18 protein-coding genes and 1 tRNA gene are annotated in these 14,208 nt (G+C 59.9%); 6 read left to right on the plus strand and 13 right to left on the minus strand.

What is annotated here, in order from left to right; genetic code table 11:
* The first annotated feature begins 19 nt into the window (after window positions 1-19).
* Window positions 20-1,525: an acyltransferase family protein gene (locus CKW18_RS17550; protein WP_256586996.1), complete on the plus strand. Its 1,506-nt coding sequence runs from the start codon at window positions 20-22 to the stop codon at window positions 1,523-1,525.
* Here the strand turns inward: CKW18_RS17550 and CKW18_RS17555 are convergent.
* Window positions 1,522-2,421 carry a DMT family transporter gene (locus CKW18_RS17555; RefSeq protein ID WP_095189962.1) on the minus strand — a complete coding sequence of 300 codons (900 nt, stop codon included), beginning with the start codon at window positions 2,419-2,421 and terminating at the stop codon, window positions 1,522-1,524. The two genes, CKW18_RS17550 and CKW18_RS17555, sit on opposite strands and share 4 nt — an antisense overlap.
* Before the next feature lie 138 nt (window positions 2,422-2,559).
* On the opposite strand from CKW18_RS17555, the gene CKW18_RS17560 reads away from it, so the two are divergent.
* A complete protein-coding gene (locus tag CKW18_RS17560; protein ID WP_095189963.1) occupies window positions 2,560-2,997 on the plus strand; it encodes an Lrp/AsnC family transcriptional regulator in 438 nt (145 codons plus the stop codon).
* A 57-nt stretch (window positions 2,998-3,054) separates the two neighbouring features.
* On the plus strand, window positions 3,055-3,381 hold the full coding sequence (locus CKW18_RS17565) for a YceK/YidQ family lipoprotein (protein WP_095189964.1): 327 nt from the start codon (window positions 3,055-3,057) through the stop codon (window positions 3,379-3,381).
* 61 nt (window positions 3,382-3,442) lie between these two features.
* On the opposite strand, the gene CKW18_RS17570 is transcribed toward CKW18_RS17565, so the two are convergent.
* A complete protein-coding gene (locus tag CKW18_RS17570; protein ID WP_007915443.1) occupies window positions 3,443-4,114 on the minus strand; it encodes a Bax inhibitor-1/YccA family protein in 672 nt (223 codons plus the stop codon).
* A 122-nt stretch (window positions 4,115-4,236) separates the two neighbouring features.
* Here CKW18_RS17570 and CKW18_RS17575 point away from each other — a divergent pair.
* The 3 genes from CKW18_RS17575 (at window position 4,237) to CKW18_RS17585 (ending at window position 5,189) form a co-directional block, all read left to right on the plus strand.
* A tRNA-Ser gene (locus tag CKW18_RS17575) sits at window positions 4,237-4,324 on the plus strand.
* A 207-nt stretch (window positions 4,325-4,531) separates the two neighbouring features.
* Window positions 4,532-4,741: a hypothetical protein gene (locus CKW18_RS17580; protein ID WP_095189965.1), complete on the plus strand. Its 210-nt coding sequence runs from the start codon at window positions 4,532-4,534 to the stop codon at window positions 4,739-4,741.
* A 79-nt stretch (window positions 4,742-4,820) separates the two neighbouring features.
* Window positions 4,821-5,189, plus strand: a complete 369-nt coding sequence (locus CKW18_RS17585; protein WP_256586997.1) for a hypothetical protein — start codon at window positions 4,821-4,823, stop codon at window positions 5,187-5,189.
* 2 nt (window positions 5,190-5,191) lie between these two features.
* On the opposite strand, the gene CKW18_RS17590 is transcribed toward CKW18_RS17585, so the two are convergent.
* The 11 genes from CKW18_RS17590 to CKW18_RS17635 form a co-directional block, all read right to left on the minus strand.
* Window positions 5,192-5,740, minus strand: coding sequence for a lysis system i-spanin subunit Rz (locus tag CKW18_RS17590; RefSeq protein ID WP_095189966.1), 549 nt, complete (start codon window positions 5,738-5,740; stop codon window positions 5,192-5,194).
* Window positions 5,722-6,381 (minus strand): glycoside hydrolase family 19 protein, encoded by a 660-nt coding sequence (locus CKW18_RS17595; protein WP_095189967.1) that lies wholly within the window; start codon window positions 6,379-6,381, stop codon window positions 5,722-5,724. The genes CKW18_RS17590 and CKW18_RS17595 overlap by 19 nt, the downstream gene beginning before the upstream one ends.
* Window positions 6,382-6,430: 49 nt before the next feature.
* The gene (locus CKW18_RS17600) at window positions 6,431-7,480 is read right to left on the minus strand and encodes a phage late control D family protein (RefSeq protein WP_095189968.1); all 1,050 of its coding nucleotides are present in this window, start codon (window positions 7,478-7,480) and stop codon (window positions 6,431-6,433) included.
* Between the two features lie 93 nt (window positions 7,481-7,573).
* Entirely contained in the window at window positions 7,574-7,780 is a 207-nt protein-coding gene (locus CKW18_RS17605) for a tail protein X (RefSeq protein WP_064596196.1), read from the minus strand.
* Window positions 7,755-8,600: a phage tail protein gene (locus CKW18_RS17610; RefSeq protein WP_095189969.1), complete on the minus strand. Its 846-nt coding sequence runs from the start codon at window positions 8,598-8,600 to the stop codon at window positions 7,755-7,757. The genes CKW18_RS17605 and CKW18_RS17610 overlap by 26 nt, the downstream gene beginning before the upstream one ends.
* A 9-nt stretch (window positions 8,601-8,609) precedes the next feature.
* On the minus strand, window positions 8,610-11,228 hold the full coding sequence (locus CKW18_RS17615; RefSeq protein WP_095189970.1) for a phage tail tape measure protein: 2,619 nt from the start codon (window positions 11,226-11,228) through the stop codon (window positions 8,610-8,612).
* Between the two features lie 38 nt (window positions 11,229-11,266).
* A complete protein-coding gene (locus tag CKW18_RS31060) occupies window positions 11,267-11,392 on the minus strand; it encodes a hypothetical protein (RefSeq protein ID WP_256586998.1) in 126 nt (41 codons plus the stop codon).
* The gene (locus CKW18_RS31505) at window positions 11,379-11,978 is read right to left on the minus strand and encodes a phage tail assembly protein (RefSeq protein ID WP_095189971.1); all 600 of its coding nucleotides are present in this window, start codon (window positions 11,976-11,978) and stop codon (window positions 11,379-11,381) included. The genes CKW18_RS31060 and CKW18_RS31505 overlap by 14 nt, the downstream gene beginning before the upstream one ends.
* 12 nt (window positions 11,979-11,990) lie before the next feature.
* Window positions 11,991-12,494: a phage major tail tube protein gene (locus CKW18_RS17625; RefSeq protein WP_073473004.1), complete on the minus strand. Its 504-nt coding sequence runs from the start codon at window positions 12,492-12,494 to the stop codon at window positions 11,991-11,993.
* A 13-nt stretch (window positions 12,495-12,507) separates the two neighbouring features.
* The gene (locus CKW18_RS17630) at window positions 12,508-13,674 is read right to left on the minus strand and encodes a phage tail sheath family protein (RefSeq protein WP_095189972.1); all 1,167 of its coding nucleotides are present in this window, start codon (window positions 13,672-13,674) and stop codon (window positions 12,508-12,510) included.
* Window positions 13,675-13,777: 103 nt separating this feature from the next.
* Window positions 13,778-14,206, minus strand: coding sequence for a phage tail assembly chaperone (locus tag CKW18_RS17635; RefSeq protein WP_256586999.1), 429 nt, complete (start codon window positions 14,204-14,206; stop codon window positions 13,778-13,780).
* Between the last annotated feature and the right edge of the window lie 2 nt (window positions 14,207-14,208).

A 14,208-nucleotide genomic window follows, 5' to 3' on the forward strand; every position in this document is an offset into this window, starting at 1 on the left:
CCTGCACGAAAACTGGTTGTTGCACACATGGTCACTGTCGGTCGAGTGGCAGTTCTATTTGCTCTATCCCGTGCTGATCATGGGCTTCTACAAATTCCTGGGTGCGCAAAAAACCCGGGTTGCCCTGATAGCGCTGGCCTTGTTGTCGTTCGCTGCCTCGGTGGTGCTGAGCAAGACTCATCCGGTCTTCGCCTTCTACATGCTGCCCACTCGCGCTTGGGAAATGATCGCCGGCGGGCTGGTTTTTCTGTATCCGCTGCGTCTGGGCAGCCGCAACGGCTCGATCTGCGAGGGTTTGGGTCTGCTGGCGATTTTCATCAGTGTGCTGTGTTTCTCGCAGGATGATCTGTGGCCGGGTTATCTCGCACTGCTGCCGGTCCTCGGTACGATGCTGGTGATTTACGGCAATACGCAGTCGGTGTTCAGCCGCAATCACACGATGCAATTTGTCGGCAGTATTTCTTACTCGGTTTACCTGTGGCACTGGCCGCTGGTGGTGCTCTTGTATCTGTGCGGTCTGTTGAGCAGTTGGCCTCATGTGCTGGGCGCGATCGTGCTGTCGTTGGTGCTCGGGGCCCTCTCGTACTACCTTATCGAATCGAGAGTCAGCAAAGTCACGACGGCGCCGCGGACACTGCTCAAGTTCGCTTCGTGGACCGTGGCCGTCATCGGGCTGTCCGCCCTATCGGCCTCGCTGGTGAAGAAATACCCCGACGCCCGCCTTGCCTTCGTCGACCTTGGGCAACCGGAATACACCAGCAAGCTCTACCCACAAGAGTGCTACCCCAATGCCTACGCCGCGGCGGACTGCAAATTGGGGACGGGTGATGTTTCGGTGATTCTGTTTGGCGACAGCCACGCCCAGTCTACGGCGGCGGTGCAAATCGATAACCCGCAAGCCGCGTTGTCCTGGTCGCTTGGCGGTTGCCCGGCTTTGCAAAACTTCGCCATGCGCGACAAGGCTCTGGAGAGCAAATGCCGCGCGTTCAACCACGAAAAGCTGCAAGTGCTGAAAGACTCATTCCAGGGTGTACCGGTGGTGCTTTTCAGTCGCGCAGCGCTGTACGCCGACCCGAGCAGAAACAACCCTTGGCGCATTCACTTCCCTGACAGCCCGCTGGTTGGCGAATCGGCGTTTATCGATGCTTACATCGCCGAGTACGCCAATACCGTCTGCGCGATCGCTGAAAATCATCCGGTGTATATCGTCAAGCCGATTCCGGAAATGCCGTTCAGCGTCTATAAAGGCCTGAACTTGAACCAGCGCCTGTTCCAGCAGACGGCAGACATTTCGATTTCGCTGCTCGATTACGGGAAGCGCAACAGGATCGCCAACTACACCATTGAAACGGTCGCCCGGCGCTGCAACGCTTCAGTGATCGACCCGACGCCGTACCTGTGCCCGAACGGCAACTGCATGGGGTCCAGGGACGGTGTACCGCTGTACTTCGATGACAATCATCTGGTCGATGCGGGTAACCAGCAGCTCAAAGGTCTGTTCAAAGGCCTGATCAAACCCATCTAGGGCCGCGCCGCTACAGCGGCCCGCGCCTTCAAACCCCAGCCCTGTTGCATCCCGGCGGCGGCCAGCAGGATCGCCGCCACGCCAACCCATTGCAGGGTTTCGAGGCGATGGCCGAAGGCGAACCAGTCAACGAAGATCGCGGCAATCGGGTAGATGAATGACAGCGCGCCGGTCAGTGCGGTTGGCAGTTTCTGAATGGCACCGTAGAGCAACACGTACATCAGGCCGGTATGCACGATGCCCAACGTCAGCAGGCTGAACCAGGCACTCGGCGCCTGCGGCATCGCGTGAAAGTGCGCGAACGGCGCGAGCAGCAGCACCCCGGTGCAGACCTGAACCAGTGCGATCAGGTGCGGCGGCGTACCGGTCAGACGCTTGATGATCAGCGCAGCGATGGCATACAGAAGCGCCGCGCCCAGTGCCAGAGCGATCCCCTGCAAGTAGTCGCCGCCGCCCTCGCCTTGCCCGCCATGGGCACTGACAATCGCCAGCATGCCGAGAAAGGAAATCACCAGCCAGAACAGCTTCTGCAGGGTGATTTTCTCGCCAAGAAACAGTGCCGCCAAACCAACCAGCATGAACGGCTGGACGTTGTACACCGCGGTGCCGATGGCAATCGAAGCCCGTGAATACGAGGCGAACAACAGTACCCAGTTGCCGACAATGGCCACCCCGCTGAGCACCGCCAACAGGAACGTCGTGCGGGTCAGAATGCCCGGGCGCAGAAAGCCGAATGCTGCGCAAATCAGCAGCAACGTCCCGGCGCCGAACACGCAGCGCCAGAACACCACATCGAGCACCGGTTGCCCGGAGACCAGCACAAACCAGCCGATCGTCCCGGATATCAACATGGCGGCAGTCATTTCAAACGAGCCGCGACGCTGGGTCTTGTCCATCATCATTCTCCTGTACTTGTGACAAAAGTATGCCCAGCGCAGGCTGCATGCCTCCAGCGCAAAAAGCAGGCTAAACTCGAATTCTGCCTTTTTTATCGCGGGTGAATTCCGTCAATCGCCTAATACTGGAGTTGCCCCATGACCGACGATATCGACCAGATTCTCATCAGTGCGCTGATGGAAGACTCACGCCGCTCGCTCAAGGCACTGGCGCAGCTCAGCGGCCTGTCTTCGCCAAGCGTGGCCGAGCGTTTGCGTCGTCTCGAAGAGCGCGGGGTGCTCAAGGGCTACACCGTCGAGATCGACCCGAAATGCTTCGGCTATCAGTTACAGGCTATCGTCCGGATACGGCCGCTGCCGGGGCGTTTGCAAGAGGTCGAGCGGCAGATCCTGTCGATCCCCGAGTTCACCGAGTGCGACAAGGTGACCGGTGAAGACTGCTTCATCGCACGCTTGCATGTGCGCTCGATGGAACAACTCGACACCCTGCTCGACCGCCTCAATACGCTGGCCGAGACCAATACGGCGATCGTCAAGAAGACCCCGGTCAAGCGCCGGTTGCCGCCGATGGCATAAGTGCTTTTTCTGCACGTTCGGCGTAGATTGAGGTTTTTCCGGCGAAGGATTGACGGTATGAAAACTCAGGCAATGCTGCTGGCGGCCTTGGCGCTTGCCGGTTGCGGGACAGTGCAGACCGTCATGCAGAGTGATGAGGCGGCGGCGAAGAGCCTCAGGGAGGAGAAAACCTACTGCGGTGCCGTCCCGCGGATCTACAGCGGCGTGACTTTCGACTTTTGCATGATGCACGCAGAATTGCGCGACGGGGTGGATGCCTTTGAATACAACAACGCGAATTTCGGCATGCTGGTCGATGTCGCCGCCTCCGGGGTGCTCGATACCCTTCTACTGCCGTATACGATCTATAAACAGCATGCTGATGGCAGCATCATCGTCAATTGATCATTTCGCAGACAACAAAAAACCCGCCTAAGCGGGTTTTTTGTTGTTTCCCTGACTGTAATCAGTCGTCGCGGCTCATGATGCCGAAGATCTGCAACAAGCTGATGAACAGGTTGTAGATCGATACATACAGGCTGATGGTCGCCATGATGTAGTTACGTTCGCCGCCATGGATGATGGCGCTGGTCTGGAACAGAATGCAGACCGACGAGAACAGCACGAAACCTGCGCTGATCGCCAGTTGCAGACCGCTGACCTGGAAGAAGAAGCTCGCCAGCGTTGCACCCAGCAACACGAAGAAACCGGCGGTGATGAAACCACCGAGGAAGCTCATGTCCTTGCGGGTGATCAGCACGTAGGCCGAAAGACCACCGAACACCAGCGCGGTCATCGCGAACGCCGAGCTGACCACTTCCGCGCCGCCCTGCATGCCCAGGTAACGGTTGAGGATCGGGCCGAGCAGGAAACCCATGAAACCGGTCAGCGCAAAAGCGGACACCAGGCCCCACGCGGAATCACGGAGTTTGTTGGTGAGGAAGAACAGCCCGTAGAAGCCGATCAGCACCACGAAAATGTTCGGGTAGCCAACACGCATCTGCTGAGCGACGAAAGCCATGACGCCGCTGAATGCGAGGGTCAGAGCCAGTAGGCCATAAGTGTTGCGCAGGACGCGGCTAACCTCTAGCTGCTCAGCCTGCACGCTGTTATTAACTGCGTAATCCTGTTCGCGCATGGCGACACTCCTGTTGGTTTGAAACGTTCAGTCGCAAAGATCATAACAGACGCTCTGTAACAAGCCATGCAGAGAGTTTGACAGTGTGTTTCATTCAGGTATTATGGCGCCCGCAACGCAACGGAGGTGTGGCCGAGTGGTTTAAGGCAACGGTCTTGAAAACCGTCGACTGTAACAGGTCCATGAGTTCGAATCCCATCGCCTCCGCCATCTTATGTACGACAAAGCCCTGATTATTCAGGGCTTTGTCGTTTCTGGGGTTTGAGATTTCCACCGCGTTCCGTGAAGCGTTACAAAACTTTTTGAGACGCGTTACAAAACTTTCTGCTTTTTCTCCCTTCTCCGGCGTCCTGCCAAACGTAAAACACTCTTCATGTAACACAGTGCTACGCTGGGTACTTTCACGGAGGAAACCCAATGTCGAATTTAGATCTGCTCCCTTCCCTGCTCTTCAAGATCAACGAAAACCAACTCGCCCTCGAAGCCGCTATCATGGAACTGACTCTATGGGCTGAGAAGTTAGGAGCAACCGAGGTCGGAGATAACGCACGCGGCGCACTCTGGGCCATCGACAAAAATGAAGAATTTATCAAAATGACCTTGGCCGTACTGATGACTCCTGACTGACAGCTCGTCGCCTCACCCTCGCCCACTTGGTGCGCCTCGATTGCTGTATATCCAAACAGTACACAGCAAGGCGCCTTCCGTGGATCCCTCCGATATCGAAAACACCGACGACTGGCTCGGCTGCCCGACGCCGCTCGAAACTTGCCGGCACCAGCTCGCCCTCTACGAGAATGAGTTCGAGGAGCTGAACCTGCAACTGCGCCAGGCCAGGGAACGGATATTCAAGCTGGTCGAAATGCACACTGCCGCCTCTGCCGAGCGCGAAACACTCCGCACCCAACTGGCGGCGGCGAAGTCAGAAGCGGTGGATGCCAGCAGGCGCGCCAACGACATCGAAACCAAAAGCACATGGGAGCTGATGGCGAAGACCAAGCACATCAGCGAATTGGTCACAAAACTGGAAGCCGCCACCGGTATCAATGTGCGAACTGGCCAGCCGATCCGATAACTTCACTCAAAGTGTGCAGGTGCCAGCGCTTTGATATAGGCCTGGCATGCCTGCAGCGCAATCAACCCCCGGTCGCCGGTGTCGGTTATGGCGATAATTCGTTGAGCATGCGCTGAGTCAAGTCGGGCGCGTACGGCTGCATGATCCACGCCGCCGGAGCCGGTGGTGGTTGGCACGTTGCAGCCTTTGGCAGCGTCGGCCGTATCGAGTAGGACTGACAGCCTGACATCAGCAGTGGCAAGGCGATCAGACAGGCGTTGCTGAGCTTTTTGCGCATCGGAAAGTTTCCTGTAGTGGCTTTCATCGTTGTCTTTCAAACGCCCTTCCAGAGCTAGGCGCTTGTCCTGCTCGATCACCAGCGCCTCCACCATCGCCTCGGCGGCAACCTTGGCCACGTCGGCGGACTGGCGCGCCTGCTCAGCTAGCGCGTTACCGTAACGCCAATCCTGAATCACCCAACTGCCGGCAGCACCGGCGCCGGCGATCGACAGCAGTACCAGGGCGATCGCCCACGGCCGCACCGGTGTCGGAATCAGATCGAGGACTGACATAACACCGCCTTTGCCTTGGCCCACAGCTCGCGGCGATCGGCCAGACCGGCGCTGGCCACGTTGATTTTCCGGGTAATGCCGTCGAACAATCCCGCGTCGGCCAGATCGTTAAGGCCTCGATCCCACCAGTACCAGGCCGCCGACAGCGCGGCGTATTCCGGCTGTTCCAGCAGCTCGGGCCGATCGAGCAACGGCAAGCCGAGCGCCTTGCCGCACAGACGGTAATTGTCGCGGCCGGTGATCTGGATCAGGCCGCGCCCGCGATAGCGGTAGCCATCACCCGAGGCCTCGGGGCCGTTGCCCATGCGATCGGCATAGACGCGGTTGGCCATCTTTTCCGAGTCTCGCAGGTAACCCCGCGCGTCCTCGATCTCGGCCGGATCTAACCGGCCGTTGCGGTTCAGGTCGAAACCGTACTTGAACAGCCGCGCGACTCGCTCGGCGTCCTTGTAGTAGAGGCTTTCCGACAACTTGGTCAGGTGCTGCGACTCGTGCCCGCACTGCGCGATAAACGCCGCTTGGCGCACTGGCGAGGTGATGCGGAAACGCGCCATGGCCGCCTCAAGCACGGACACAAAAACGCCCGCGACGGGGCGGGCGTTAGGGAGGATTTGCAGCAACTGCTGCTGACTGATAGGCATACAAACTCCAGACACAAAAAAGCCGCACTCAGGCGGCGATGGGATGCGGTTACTGTTTCTCTATGCTCACAACCTTGAGCGGTGGTTTCGGCCCTTTCTTTTTCTTGCCCTTGGATTTACCGGCTTTGCCGGCATTGCATTCGACCGTAGTGGACCAGCCGGACTGGGTGAACACCTGCTCGACCGAATCCGCCAGGTATTCGCCATCAAGCCCGACCTTGAAACCCTGAGCGATGATGGGACGCTCGGCGAAGATGTCCGTTCGACCGGGCATTTCAAGCCGCACATCGGCGGTCGAGCGGTTGAACGCCGACAGACGGGCCTTGGCCGCCGCTTCAGCAGCGCCCTTGTCTGGGTAGATATGACGGTCGGTATGCACTGCCGGCAGGCCATCCGGCGCGTCGTCGTTGTCGATGGTGACCACCGCGAGCTTGCCGTTCTTTTTGTCCTGATGCTTGGTCGCAACCGCCTTGTGTGAGTTGCGATCTCCGAGACTGAATTGCCAACGACTGAGGTCGCGTCGAGTCAGGGTAATGGCGCCGAACGTCTTGCCGCTGGCTGTCTGGCCACCTTGGCGCGGCATCACCAACAACTTGCCGTCGGCCACCTTGGCCGTGCAGTCGTATTGCTTGGACAGACGGGTGATGAAATTAAAATCAGACTCGTTGAGCTGGTCGACCCGGGCGACCTTGGTCGATACAGGGCACACCGGTTGCCAGCCATTGCGCGCGGCGACGTCAGCCACGATCTTCGACAGCGGCACGTCTTCCCAGCTTCCGCTACGGATGGTCTTGCCACTGCCACGCACGTCGCTGGCCTTACCCTTGATCACGATGGTGTCGGGTGGGCCTGATACCTCAATCGTGTCCACGGTGTAGCTGCCCATACGCGCCAAGGTCGTCTCGGCATACCCCAGGTAAATCTCGATTGAGCTGCCACGCCGTGGCAATTGCACTTGCCCGTCACGGTCGTCGATACGCAACTCAAACTCGTCTGACTCCATGCCCGGCTTGTCAGAGGTACGCAGTAACAACAGCCGATCATTGATCTTGGCCGTGACATCGGCCCCATCGGCGACAATTCGAAACATCGGGGTCATGGATTTTTTCCAATAAAAAACCCGCGCAAGGCGGGCCAAAAAAAACAAGGCGTCGTTACGCGTAACGCGGCGCCGCGCCGGCGACGGCAGAGGTCAATCCCACAAGCTGACGCCTTCACTGGTCGGGCTGGGCAGATCCGGCAGGACGATGATCACGCCCGACCGGAACGGCTGAGGCTCATCAGCCAGCCCCTGATTGGCATCAAGCACAGCCTCGACGCTGCCATTCAGATGGCCGTAAACGTTGTTGCAAATGACATCGAGCATGTCGCCATCAGACGTCCTGCATGTCGTCGCCATAACGCTCAAACTCCAAAGTAAACCCCTGTTTGCGGGGAATCCCGCCGTGCAAAAACGCGCCCTGTTCATCGTTGACCGTCTTCAGGCACCACGTCCCGATCACCTCGCCATAGCCCGTGGTCAGGGTCAGCGGTTGCAGCCTGGCCCCGATGGAACGCAGCGTGTCGAGCTGCTTTAAACCGCCTTTGAAGCCCGGATAGACCGTGCCCTTGAGCGTCAACTTTTCATCGCCCATACCGATGGCCTGCTTCGCCGGGCGGCGCGTCAGCCGCTCCTGCGAAGCCCAGCGGAATTCGGTCGAACGGCTCAGCTCGTCGAAAGCGGCCGTGTCCAGGTTGAAGTAATACGGCTCAATCTTCGGATCGCGCGGCTGAATGATCATCAGATGCGGGAACGGCTTCACCGCCTCCGGCGCCGGCGTGGCCTCCACAGCAAAGGAACTGGTGGGCACGATGTTGGCCAGCGACGGACTGACCTTGCCGGCAACGTTGTTGATCGCCGTGGCCGCCTTGCCCGCCTGTTCCTTCAATGTACCCAGCCGCTCCTGCACTTCGGCCGCCGCCCGGGTGGCGCGGCCGTACACCGCCGCCACCTGACCGACCTTGGCCTGAGCCGCGTCGACGCCGCGCATCACGCGCTGAAGTTTGGCGCCGATGGCGGGACCGACAAACGGGATATTTTCCAGCTCGGACGCGGCGCCGGTCAGTTCGCGGATCGCACCGTTGACCGGGGTCAGCATGCCGTCAGCACTGCGCCGCCCGGTCTCCGCTGCCTCGACCAAATACTTCAGGCTCGATTGCATTTGCTCCATGTAAGCCATGAAACCTCCTTAGATATGGGGTTCGTCGTACAGCTTGGCGGCGTTACTCCTCGCCGCGTCCGCCATCATTCGTTGCATGTGCGGCATCAAATCCTGCGCCAAGGTTTGCGGGTCTTTGACATCGCCCTGCACGGTCACCGGCATGCTCAGTGAATACTGAAACTGCTGATCCACCTTGGTCGGCTCCGCCTTCGCCGGCTCCTTGGGCTGGATGGCCAGCGCCGCCGACTTGAGCGGCGCCGTCACCGCCATCGAGCGCGCGACATCCCCCAGCACCGGGCCTTGCTGCGCCGCTGAAGCCATCATGAGCGGCGTTACTGGCACCGGCGCCTTTGCCGTTTGCTCGGGCTTTTCATCCTCGCCGCCGAACAGCGACTTACCCAACGACCCGCCCAGCGCCGCGCCGCCCTGACTGCCGAGATAGGCACCGATCAGGCCGCCGATCGCGGTGCCAATGATCGGCACAACCGAACCGATGGCGGCGCCTGCTGCTGCGCCTGCCATCGTGCCGGCGAGATTGCCCGCAGCCGCACCGTAGCCCTCGGCTTTTTCGTCCTTGGTCTTGGCGTTTTGAAAGGTTTCAAAAGCCATCGCGCCGGACTCCAGCAGCGTGCCGCCAGGAATGACCTTGGCCGCCTTGCCGACCTTACCGACGGTTCCTGCGACGACGCCGAGCTTGGACAATGCCCCACTTTGAACGGAAGGGACTGATGGCGATGGGATCGAAACAGGGGGACGAGGCACAGACGGGCGCGCCCCCCTCGAACTCGGCAACGTTCGGCGCCGAGCGCTGCGGCTTGATCCACGTCCGCGTCGGCGCGATTCGCCCGGCGCATCCACACCGCCACCTATAGCGCCGGCATTAACGACGAAAACCTTTTGGACGCCGTCGTTACCTGCATCATTTGCAGCACCAAGGCCACCGCCTGTAGCCGCTTCCTTCACCCGCGAAACAACATCCAGGCCAGTCGCTACCAGATCAAGCTCACCGGAATTTTTATTGCGGGTTTCGCTACCACCCCGACCACCGCGCGACCCTCGCGCAAGGTTTAGCAGCCCCTTGCTGATCTTGATCGTGCTGAAGATACCTTTTAAGGCGATCAGCCCCGCCCCGACCGTGGCGATACCGGCAACCACCCCGGGCGCGCTATCTGTCAGCGACGTAATGCCTTTAGTAACCTTGGTCAACGACTCGGCCACGGTGTCCGTCACCGGGCGCAGCGCATCGCCGATGCTGCGCATGGCGTCATCCATCGACTGGGCCATTTCCGCCCATTTCTGCGATGACGACTCGCGCCGCTCGGCGAGGTTCTTGTCGAGGATCCCGGTGGCGTCACGCGAATCGTTTTTGAGCTGGCTGTACAGCGCCTTGTTCTGCATGTAGGCCGACAGCGCGGCCTTGACCTGCATATCGGCGAACAGGTCGCCGGTGCGCAGGGATTCTTCCAGCGAGGCCATCATGGCCTTGGCCTTTTCGGGATTGGCTTCTTTGCTGATTTTGGACGTCGCTTCGGCCATGGCGGCCGCGCGCTTCGGATCCGTCGCCTGAATGTACTTCTGAGCCAGCGCCATACTGGTCTCAAGCGTCGACATACCGTTTTGCAAACCGGTCTGCATCGATCCCTTGTAATCGATCCCGGCTTTTTCGTAAGCCTTGACCGTATCGGTCGAACCGATTTTGCCCATCCAGTTTTTCAGGTTGTTGGCCGCTTCGTCCGAACTGCCGGCCTGCTTCATCTGCACCTGCAACATGGCGCCCAATTGCGTCACTGCATCCAAGCCAGTGATGCCGTTGCTGGCCATGTTGGCCAACAGCTCCGGAAACCACTTGGCCATGTCGGCCGCTTCAAAGCTGCCCGCCTGTCCTTGGTACGCAATCGCCTCCAGCGCCTGCTGCATCTGCTTGGGGTCGGTGATCTTGGCGTTCTGCCCCAGGGCGTTGATCATCTTCGCCGTGTCGACACCGCTGGATCCCTGCCCCACGACAAACTTGGCCGCGACAGGCGCGTACTCCAGCGCCTTGCTCAGGTCCATACCGGCACCGACCAACTGATTGACCACGTCGGCCACATCGTTGCGCGCCATGCCGGTGTCGCGTGAAGTGTCAATAATCTTGCGCGACATCTCCTGCTCTTGCGGCTTGTTGGCAATGCCGGCCTTGATCGCGATGTCACGCACAATCGCGCCAAAATCTGCGCTGACCTTGGTCGGTAACGCCATGGCACCAACACCGACCACCGCCGCACCGACAGCGCCCTTCATGCCCTTTACGCCAGAATCGATCTGCTGATGCCCCTTGGCTTTCAGCTCGGCTTTGTTGGCCGTCTGCCCCATCGAGCGATAGGCTTTTTCCAGCCGGCCGACCTCAATCCCCTGCTTTTTCAAGCTGTCGAGGTTCGAGTTCAAGCGGTTGAGTAATTTGGAGGCGCCGGCAGCGCCAGTGTCGTGAGCCTTTTTCCATTCTTCGCGCAGGCGGATGGTGTCGCCAATCGTGCGCTGCAGCACGCGCGCTTTATTGCCTTCTGCCTCGAGGCGCTTGATGCGCCCGGTCACGTCCTTGAACGCAGCGCCGACTGTGGAACTGACGGCACCGCCGATCACCAGCCCGAGGGCGAGTTTGTTTGCCATGTCATGGCCCTCATGTGCCCAGCACTACCGATGGCGACTCAATCCGTGAGCCACCACACCATATCCGCGAACGGCATCGACTGGATCTCGGCAGCGGAAAATCCGGTTTCCGCCGCCAGACGTTTCGCCGCCGACTTGATAACGCTCGGGTTAAAGCCCGTCATCGTTGTCCATGCGAAAATAGCCGGCCTGCAAGCGGTTAAAATCCACCAGCTTCAGCCCCTCCAGATCCGCGACGGGCGCACCGGACAACGCGGCAAACAACACCAGCTCGCGCTGTTCGTCATCGCCACCCACTTCACGGTTGGCCGCACGCACGTCGCCCACGGTCGGCGAACGCAAGGCCAGCTTGTCGACGGTCACGCCGTTGATTTCACTCGGACACGACAGCGTTACCAGCACCTGATCGGTGGTCAGCGACAACCACGCCGGCATCGAGTCCGAATAATCGGTTTTTGGTACCAGGTGCGAATATGCCGTTTGCACACGGCGGTAATCCGTCAGCTTGAGGCCTTCCAGATCCTTCAGTCCGACTTCAGCGAGACCTGCGAACAGCATCAACTCGCGCTGTTCGTCGTCGCCGTTGGCAGCACGGTCTGCTGCGCGCACCTCACGCACGGTCGGGTTACGCAGGTTCAGCGTCTCGACGTCGATGCTGTTGGCTTTGCTTGGCCGGGTCAGAGTCACGACCGCGCCGAGCGCACTGAGCGACAGCCAGGCCGGCAGGTTTTTAGCGATTGCTTGAGTCATCTGAATCTTTCCTTACAGGCCGAGCGCCTGGCGCACTTCGAGGAGTTGGTCTTTGCCGTCGATCACCTGAATGCCGGCGACCATGTCGATCTCGTACATCAGGCGCCCGTCGATTTCGAGCTTGTAGTACGTGACCGCAACGGCGTGTTTGATCTCGGCAGCATCGCCCGCTTTCCAGTCACCGAGATCGACCTCTTTGAGGCGACCACGCAGGGTGGCAACGACCGCTGTCACCGCGCCCTTTTGGCCCTTGAAGGCACCTCGGAACGTGGCGTTGAACGCCGTGCCGTCAGCCAGGCCGAAGTATTTGAGCGACTCGCGGCGCACGCCCTTGGTGACAAACGAGGCTTCCATTTTCTCAAGCCCCTGATCCATCTCGATGGGGCCGGCCATGCCGCCGCCACGGTATTCGTCGGTCTTGGTGGTCAGCTTGGGCAGCGTCAGGCTCGGCACGTCGCCGGAGAAGTTCACGCCGTCGACGAACAGGTTGGTGTTGTACAAAGTCTGAGGAATCATTGGTTACGCCCCCTTAGGCTGCTTCAAGCACTTCGGTCATCCACTGATCGGTGACTTCGAAAAGGAAATTCGGGTTTTCTGCCGGCGGCACGTCGGTGAAACGGATGCGCCAATACACTTTGCCCTGGGCGATCTGGCTGGCCGTGTTCAGTTCGGTGTCGGGGAAGACTTCAAAGTTGATGATCGCGCCCTGAGCTTTCAGGTCGGCCATGAACGCGTTGAGACCGTTGGTAACATCGGTCACGTAAGTCTTGGTGATCGAGCGGTCGACCGCCCATTTGTGCCCGGCCTGCACCGCGTCCATGAGGATGAACAGCGTGCGAACGCGGGTAACGAATGCCCACTTCGGATCGCTCGACAGCGTGCGGTTACCCCACAGGCGATAACCGTCGTCGCGAATGATCGTAGTGATATTGGCGTTGTTGAGCAGGTTGGCCCGGCAGGTCTCGTCGCCGTCCAGGTACTCGACCGCGCGGCCGGTGCCGGTGATGCCGGTCAATTCCTTGTTCGATGGCGAAGCCCAGAAACCGTATTCAGCATCCGTCCACGCAAACAGGCCTGCTGCCCATGCCGAGCCGGGCGCGTCGACCGTCGAACTGGTGACGGTGTCCCAATACTTGACGCCCGGGTCGACCATGAACAGGTTGCGACTGCCGAAGTTATCGGCGTAGGCCATGGCGGCCTCATCGGTCGTGCCCGGGCCGTCGATGATGCCGATGGCTCGCAGTTTCTGCGCCAAGCTATCGAGCGCCGTGGCCACCGCCTGAGTCGCTGTGTGACCCGGCGCGATCAGCAATCGCGGCTGCGCGTTGAACAGGCTTTTACCGTCGAGCAGAGCCTGCAACCCGGTGCGCTGACCCGAGGCCAGAACGCCGCCGATGATCGCCGAGGTCTGCAGCGCGGCGTCTTCCAGCTTGGCCACGCCGATGGCGACGATCACCGCTTTGGCCTTGACGTAGATGGCCTGACAGGCCTTGGTGATCGCCGAGTTGGGGCCGAAAGCGGCGATGGCTTCGCGCTCGGTGGTGATCAACTTCAGCTCGCCCGCCTTGGCCGTGCCACCGCCGAGAACGCCAGGTGTGAAGGTATCGCACAGACCGATAATCGACGACGACGGCAGCGAGATGGTGCGCGCGCCAGTGTCGACCGAGGTGGTCGTAACGCCGTGAAAGAAACTCATAAGGGTCAGTCTCCAGAAACGAAAAAGCCCCGCATGAGCGAGGCTGTGAGGGTGTTCGTGTTACGCTTAACGGAAAAGAAAACGCCCCGTCAGTGCGGGGCGTTTATTGGGTTTGGCCGGCGATCCAGTCCGGCGCAATTGGACGATTTTCTACCGCCGGAAAATCTGGCGATTGCGGCACGTCACGCAGGGCCTGCATGTAAACCAGCAGATCGTTGAATTGCTCCGCCGTCAGCGTGGTTACCTCGGAAATCTCGAGCTGGTCACGGTGGCGCTCGCGCATCCACAGCACCGCAGATAGCTCTCCGTCGCGCCATGCTCGCTCCAGAGACTCCAGATCATCCACAGGAGCCGGAGCGTCGATTAGATAGGGCAAACCCTTCTCGTCGTGCGCTCGGATCTTACCGGACGGAGGATTGCTGATAACCAATTCGCACAAAGCATCAGAAATTTCGACCGCGTCCGCTGGCATCGAAGTATGAAGCCCATGCAGATAAGTGCATCCGGTGGTTTGGCTGTAATAGCGCTTCATGT

Source organism: Pseudomonas sp. Irchel 3E19, assembly GCF_900187585.1.
Classification (GTDB): Bacteria; Pseudomonadota; Gammaproteobacteria; order Pseudomonadales; family Pseudomonadaceae; genus Aquipseudomonas; species Aquipseudomonas baetica.

Coding starts and splice junctions, on each gene's coding strand:
- CKW18_RS17635 (WP_256586999.1), bottom strand. CDS start 14,206: ATGAAGCGCTATTACAGCCAAACCACCGGATGCACTTATCTGCATGGG.
- CKW18_RS17560 (WP_095189963.1), top strand. CDS start 2,560: ATGACCGACGATATCGACCAGATTCTCATCAGTGCGCTGATGGAAGAC.
- CKW18_RS17610 (WP_095189969.1), bottom strand. CDS start 8,600: ATGGCTTACATGGAGCAAATGCAATCGAGCCTGAAGTATTTGGTCGAG.
- CKW18_RS17595 (WP_095189967.1), bottom strand. CDS start 6,381: ATGCCTATCAGTCAGCAGCAGTTGCTGCAAATCCTCCCTAACGCCCGC.
- CKW18_RS17590 (WP_095189966.1), bottom strand. CDS start 5,740: ATGTCAGTCCTCGATCTGATTCCGACACCGGTGCGGCCGTGGGCGATC.
- CKW18_RS17615 (WP_095189970.1), bottom strand. CDS start 11,228: ATGGCAAACAAACTCGCCCTCGGGCTGGTGATCGGCGGTGCCGTCAGT.
- CKW18_RS17630 (WP_095189972.1), bottom strand. CDS start 13,674: ATGAGTTTCTTTCACGGCGTTACGACCACCTCGGTCGACACTGGCGCG.
- CKW18_RS31060 (WP_256586998.1), bottom strand. CDS start 11,392: ATGACGGGCTTTAACCCGAGCGTTATCAAGTCGGCGGCGAAACGTCTG.
- CKW18_RS17605 (WP_064596196.1), bottom strand. CDS start 7,780: ATGGCGACGACATGCAGGACGTCTGATGGCGACATGCTCGATGTCATT.
- CKW18_RS17625 (WP_073473004.1), bottom strand. CDS start 12,494: ATGATTCCTCAGACTTTGTACAACACCAACCTGTTCGTCGACGGCGTG.
- CKW18_RS17555 (WP_095189962.1), bottom strand. CDS start 2,421: ATGGACAAGACCCAGCGTCGCGGCTCGTTTGAAATGACTGCCGCCATG.
- CKW18_RS17600 (WP_095189968.1), bottom strand. CDS start 7,480: ATGACCCCGATGTTTCGAATTGTCGCCGATGGGGCCGATGTCACGGCC.
- CKW18_RS17580 (WP_095189965.1), top strand. CDS start 4,532: ATGTCGAATTTAGATCTGCTCCCTTCCCTGCTCTTCAAGATCAACGAA.
- CKW18_RS31505 (WP_095189971.1), bottom strand. CDS start 11,978: ATGACTCAAGCAATCGCTAAAAACCTGCCGGCCTGGCTGTCGCTCAGT.
- CKW18_RS17565 (WP_095189964.1), top strand. CDS start 3,055: ATGAAAACTCAGGCAATGCTGCTGGCGGCCTTGGCGCTTGCCGGTTGC.
- CKW18_RS17570 (WP_007915443.1), bottom strand. CDS start 4,114: ATGCGCGAACAGGATTACGCAGTTAATAACAGCGTGCAGGCTGAGCAG.